Raw genomic sequence first — 5,344 nt, forward strand, 5'->3', positions numbered from 1 at the left:
GTTTATCATGTGTCTTCGTTTCTATGACTGGCCGCGCGCGGCGGCAGAGTTCGGGTGATCCGGCAGGGGCGTCTGGCGCGGCCGTGCTTAACGCGGCTTTACCGCGATTCCCACCCCGTTTTCAGAGCAGTTGCCGGGGCGTGTCAGGAATTTACCGGGTGCATGAAGGGGCGCGCACACGGGGTGCGGGCCAAGGGCGCTTCAGGCACCCTGGCGAGTTCGCGTGTTCAGACCGGTGAGGAAGCGCTTCGCGTTCATGAGCGCCGATATGTCATGCTTCCGGGCCAGGTTCAACCAGCCCGCCTGAACCGTCTCTGGGGCCGGACGCCCAGTCGCCATAGCGCCAGGGCTGCCAGAACGGAACGGAGGGTTTCGTTTCCGGCGCGGGGTCATAACCATGGCTTCCCCCGGGCCTGCACCGGATGAAACGCGCCAGCGCCATCCATCCGCCCGGCCACCAGCCGTGGCGCGCCGCGCATTCGGCGCCGTATTCGCTGCAGCTGGGCGTATGCTGGCACCGCGCACCCGCGAGCTGGAAGAGCTGGCTTGGCCCATGCTTGTAGATGGCCAGCAGCACATAGGCGGCGCGGCGGCGCAGGCCCATTTCAGGCGCCCGCCCTGGCGGCCAGCGCTTCCTCGATTGCCGCGACGGCCGCGTCAAAAGCGAGGAGCGTGGAAACATGCCGGGGTGGATAATCGGCCACCGGCTCCAGATGGCGCAGTTCCCAGAACCGTCCTTCGGGCGGCGCAGCGCCGTCCTTCAGCATGGCGCGCAGGGCGTCCCGCGCCGCGCGGATCTCTGCCACCGTCGCACCCACCGCTTGTTCGGCGAGGATCGAGGTTGTCGCCTGCCCGAGGGCGCAAGCCTTCGGGTCGACCGCGATTTCGGTCACCCGCTCCCCGGTTGCATCCAGCTTCACGTCCACATTCACAGTCGATCCACACACGCGGGAAACCTTCAGGACCGAGCCTTCGGCGTCCGCCAGCCGGCCGAGATGCGCGATCTCGGCGGCCAGTTCGAGGATGCGATTGTGGTAAAGCTCGCTCATGACCGCCTAGATGGCCCGCCGTTCGCTTGCGGGCAAGGGTGCCAAAAAAGAGCCGCCGATGCCCGGAGGCAAGGGCGGCTCAGACGGTTGAGGGTGTAGAATGGCCCAGGAGCCATGGGCCGGAGATGCCCGCTGGCTTCCGTTGCGTCAATTTACCATTTGGACAGATAGGCCGGCTTCAGAACGGCCAGAACTGGGCCAGCTTAGGCAAGACCCGCAACATGATCATCACAGCGCCCGACAAGGTCAGCAGGGCCAGCAGGACCACCACCCCATCGCGCGCCGTCAGCGCCAGTCCCAGCAGCAGCACCGAAAGGCTTGGCAGCAGCGGGCCGAGGGGGATCAGGCCCAGCGGATAGGTGATCAGCGCAGCGCCGACGCAGACCAGGCCGACGAGTTGCACGAACGGCGCCTCGGTCAGGAACACGAGACGTGGGCGCACGAGCGCATCCAGCATGTGGGCATATCTCTCGCTGCCGCGCGCGCCTTTCACGAGCAGGTCGCGCTTGAACGTGAAATCAAGCGCGCGCTTCGGCAGCCAGGGCGTGCGGCGTCCGATGACGATCTGCATCGAGAAGATCAGGATGACTGTGCCCATCAGCCAATTGGACCCGGGAATGATCGTCAGGGGGCTGACCGCGATGAAGCCGAGCAGCAGCAGGACCGGCCCGTAAGCCCGCCGCCCGACCGCATTGATCAGCTCGCGGACCGTCACGTCCTCGCCCTGTGTATTGAGGACCAGCGACCGCATCAGCGTCCGAAGGTTGGTGACGGGCGCCGTCGTGCCGTTGCGGTTCATTCGGGCGCCGCCATGGACGGCGCGCCGTACCGTTCGATCCGGGAACGGACAATCCCGTCCGCGCTGATCTCGATCACATACAGCCGGTCGAACTCCGTCGCCTCGACAATCACCGGGCCCGGGTCAGCGCCAAGCAGCGCCGCCAGCGCGTCGGTCGTATTGGAATGGCCAACGACAAGTTTCGTGCCGCGCGTATCAGCAAGCGCGGCGGCAAAGGCAGGAAGAGCGCGCGGATCGTAGGTCTGCACGCCGAGGCCCAGCCGGGCCGCAATCGGCGCCGCTGTCTGCTGCGTGCGATTGGTGCGGGTCGACCAGATTTCGGTAAGGCCTTCACCGCTGAGCGCCGCTGCAAGCGCCGCCGCCCGAAGAGCGCCCTCGGCGGTCAGCGCGGGATCATCGCCAGCCGCCTTTTCCGCATGGCGCACAAGGAACAGGCGGTTCGCCGCTTCAGCCTCCGGCACTTGCGCGGGCGTGCCAGCGCAGGCCGCCACCAGCGCCGCGCCGATCAGCGCCAGGACGTGCCGCCGGATCATATCCGCCGCCAAGTGCTGCCACCCGCGCCGTCCATGATTTCCACGCCCTCTTCGGCCAGCGCCTTCCGGATCCGGTCTGCTTCCGCCCAGTCCTTTGCGGCCCGCGCCGAAATCCGCGCGGCAACCAGCCCGTCGATGCGGGCGGTATCGTCGGCGTCGCCGCCCTGTTCCCACTCCTTAGGCGTCATCGTCAGCAGGCCGAGCAATTCGCCCGCCGCGAGCAGGTCTGCCCGCGTCGCCGCCATCATCGCGGCGTCGTTCTGGTCCGCCGCCGTATTGGCCGCCGAGGCGATGCCGGACAGTTCGGCCAGCGCTTCCGGCGTGTTGAGATCGTCTTCCAGCGCGTCACGGATGCCGCGATAGGCCGCCTTGCCGCCTTCTGCCTCCCAGACCCGGCGCAGCGCGCCATAGATCCGGTCGAGCGTCGTTTTCGCCTGCTTCAGCAGTTCCGGCGTCCAGTCGAGCGGCGCGCGGTAATGCCCGCTCAGCATCGCAAAGCGGATCACCTCGCCCGGCCACTCTTTCAGGAGTTCATGCACCAGCACGACATTGCCGAGTGACTTCGACATCTTCTCCCCGCCCATGTCGAGGAAGCCGTTGTGCAGCCAATAGCGCGCCATGATCTCGCCGTGCGCGCATTCGGACTGCGCGATCTCGTTCTCATGGTGGGGGAACGTGAGGTCCACCCCGCCGGCATGGATGTCGAGCGTGCGGCCGAGGTGCTTTGCCGCCATGGCCGAGCATTCGATATGCCAGCCCGGCCGGCCCCTGCCCCAGGGCGAACCCCAGATCGCGTCTTCCGGTTCGCCGGGCTTGGCAAACTTCCAGAGCGCAAAATCTTCCGGCGCGCGCTTGTCCTCGCCCGGCTCAACCCGGGCGCCGGCTTCATTGTCGCCGGGTTTACGGCCGGAAAGTTTTCCGTAGTCGGACATTGCCGCCACCGAGAACCAGACGCCGTCCTTGCCAGTATAGGCATAGTCCTTGCGCACAAGCTTGGTGATAAGCTCGATCATCTCCGGCACATGCCCGGTCGCCCAGGGCTCAACCGTCGGCGCCAACACATTCAGCGCCAGCATATCGGCATTGTAGATGTCGGCATACTTCTTCGTGATCACGGCAATCGGCTCGCCGGTGTCCAGCGCCGCCTTGATGATCTTGTCCTCGATATCCGTGATATTGCGCGCGAACAGGACCGAGCTTTCGCCATAGGTCTTCATCAGAAGGCGGCGCAGCACATCAAACACCACCGGCGGGCGGGCATTGCCGATATGGGCATAATTGTAGACCGTCGGGCCGCAGACATAGATCGTGATCCGCTTCGGATCCTGCGGCTGGAAGCCGCGCTTTTCGCGCACCATGGTGTCGTGAAGTTTCAGGGTCATCCCGGTCTCGTATCCGTCTGTCGGTTCGCAGGCTTTTGCAGGGCTAGGTTCAGGCCGCCCTAATGGCGTGTTGCAGCGTCAGCGACAACAGGTGCAGCGGTACGAAACGGTAAACAGGGACAGGATCATGGGGGTTTCCCTAACACTTGACGCAGCGAAAGCCAAGATTGTGCTGATTTTGTGCTGATCCGGTAACGACCTTCCGCGTGGAAAGCTCTGGAAACGGCCGGGCTGGCGCACTATGTTCCTTCGCATCGCCCTGAGGGTAGAAACTCCGGGCGGGCGTTAAGTCCGTGCCACCGTGCCCCGGCTCGACCCCCGTCCCTCAGTAGGATTAAAACTGGCCATGGACGCCGTGACACCCAAGAATGACCCCTTGCGCCCGGACTGCGTGCGCCGCCCCACCCAGCAGGAGGCTGAAGAAGCCGTTCGCACGCTCATCGCATGGGCAGGAGACGATCCGGCCCGCGAAGGCCTCATCGACACGCCCAAGCGTGTCGTCAACGCCTACAAGGAATGGTTCGAGGGTTACGGGGAAGATCCCGTAAAATACCTCAGCCGAACCTTCGAGGATGTTCAGGGTTATGACGACATCGTCATCCTCCGGAACATCGAGGTGGAGAGCCATTGCGAACACCATATGGCGCCCTTCCTCGGCAAGGCCTTCGTGGCCTACATGCCGTCGCAGGCTGTGGTCGGCATTTCGAAGCTTGCCCGCGTGGTCGAAATCTTCGCCAAGCGCCTGCAGACGCAGGAAACCATGACCGCGCAGATCTGCGATGCGATCACCGAAAGCCTCGCCCCGATGGGCACGGCCGTATTCATCGAGGCCGAGCATCAGTGCATGTCGACGCGCGGTGTGCACCACAAGCACGTCACCACGATCACCACGCAGTTCACCGGCGTGTTCAAGTCCGACGCTGACCTGCGCAACCGCTTCCTGCGGATGTGTGAACAGAAGACCTGATCGGCGCCGCTGCCATTTTTCGGACGTTCAAACGCCCCGTCTGTTTTCAGCCGGGGCGTTTTGTTTTTCGCAGACAGTTGAACCTGCCAGCCGCTTCGCTATCATTTCTCCTGCGTAGAGTTCTCGAACAACAAGAATCAGACCCCGGGAGATGAAACACCATGAAGACCAGCCTTATCCTCGCCGCCCTCGCCCTTGGCGCCCTGCCGGCGATGGCCGCATCCACGACGGTCGAGTTTGCCCCGGCCGAAGGTGACAAGCTCGTCGCCGTCTTCGCCGATGACGGCACGGTCAGCTTCAATGGCGGCGGCGCCGTCGCCTACACGATGGACGAGGCCGGCAAGCAGATCTGCTCCAGCGTCAACGGCGCCGATAATTGCGCCACATTCGAAACATGGGGCACCACGGTCGGCCACGTCACGCCGTACACCACGTCGCAAGGTTCCTCGGGCGTCGCCACTGTCACGGGCGCCACCGAGTAAACCTCGCCTCAGACATGTGATTCCAGGAGGCGCTCGTAGATCTTTAGCGCCTCCTTTTCATGTTCGGCAGCGCGCCCTGAAAGCACCGGCAAGGGTCCGGCCGGCGCCCCGAAGCCCGTAGAGGCCCAGACA

General features: G+C 64.6%; 7 protein-coding genes. 2 read left to right on the forward strand and 5 right to left on the reverse strand.

Annotation, left to right across the window (positions count from 1 at the left end; all coding sequences use genetic code 11):
• Window positions 1-271 precede the first annotated feature (271 nt).
• The 5 genes from yidD to cysS all read right to left on the reverse strand — a co-directional run bounded on the left by yidD (window position 272) and on the right by cysS (window position 3,763).
• Window positions 272-604: a membrane protein insertion efficiency factor YidD gene (gene yidD / locus WEA77_RS04795; protein WP_368066725.1), complete on the reverse strand. Its 333-nt coding sequence runs from the start codon at window positions 602-604 to the stop codon at window positions 272-274.
• 1 nt (window position 605) lies between these two features.
• Window positions 606-1,049, reverse strand: a complete 444-nt coding sequence (locus WEA77_RS04800) for an iron-sulfur cluster assembly scaffold protein (protein WP_368066726.1) — start codon at window positions 1,047-1,049, stop codon at window positions 606-608.
• A 178-nt stretch (window positions 1,050-1,227) separates the two neighbouring features.
• Window positions 1,228-1,848 carry an exopolysaccharide biosynthesis protein gene (locus WEA77_RS04805; RefSeq protein ID WP_368066727.1) on the reverse strand — a complete coding sequence of 207 codons (621 nt, stop codon included), beginning with the start codon at window positions 1,846-1,848 and terminating at the stop codon, window positions 1,228-1,230.
• The gene (locus WEA77_RS04810; RefSeq protein WP_368066728.1) at window positions 1,845-2,381 is read right to left on the reverse strand and encodes a histidine phosphatase family protein; all 537 of its coding nucleotides are present in this window, start codon (window positions 2,379-2,381) and stop codon (window positions 1,845-1,847) included. Before WEA77_RS04810 ends, WEA77_RS04805 begins: the two co-directional genes overlap by 4 nt.
• The gene (gene cysS, locus WEA77_RS04815; RefSeq protein ID WP_368066729.1) at window positions 2,378-3,763 is read right to left on the reverse strand and encodes a cysteine--tRNA ligase; all 1,386 of its coding nucleotides are present in this window, start codon (window positions 3,761-3,763) and stop codon (window positions 2,378-2,380) included. Before cysS ends, WEA77_RS04810 begins: the two co-directional genes overlap by 4 nt.
• Before the next feature lie 346 nt (window positions 3,764-4,109).
• On the opposite strand from cysS, the gene folE reads away from it, so the two are divergent.
• Together folE and WEA77_RS04825 are read left to right on the forward strand one after the other, a co-directional pair.
• Window positions 4,110-4,730: a GTP cyclohydrolase I FolE gene (gene folE, locus WEA77_RS04820; RefSeq protein WP_368066730.1), complete on the forward strand. Its 621-nt coding sequence runs from the start codon at window positions 4,110-4,112 to the stop codon at window positions 4,728-4,730.
• 161 nt (window positions 4,731-4,891) lie between these two features.
• Window positions 4,892-5,212, forward strand: a complete 321-nt coding sequence (locus tag WEA77_RS04825; RefSeq protein ID WP_368066731.1) for a hypothetical protein — start codon at window positions 4,892-4,894, stop codon at window positions 5,210-5,212.
• Window positions 5,213-5,344 lie beyond the last annotated feature (132 nt).

It is taken from the genome of Hyphomonas sp. (assembly GCF_040882205.1).
Taxonomy (GTDB): domain Bacteria; phylum Pseudomonadota; class Alphaproteobacteria; order Caulobacterales; family Hyphomonadaceae; genus Hyphomonas.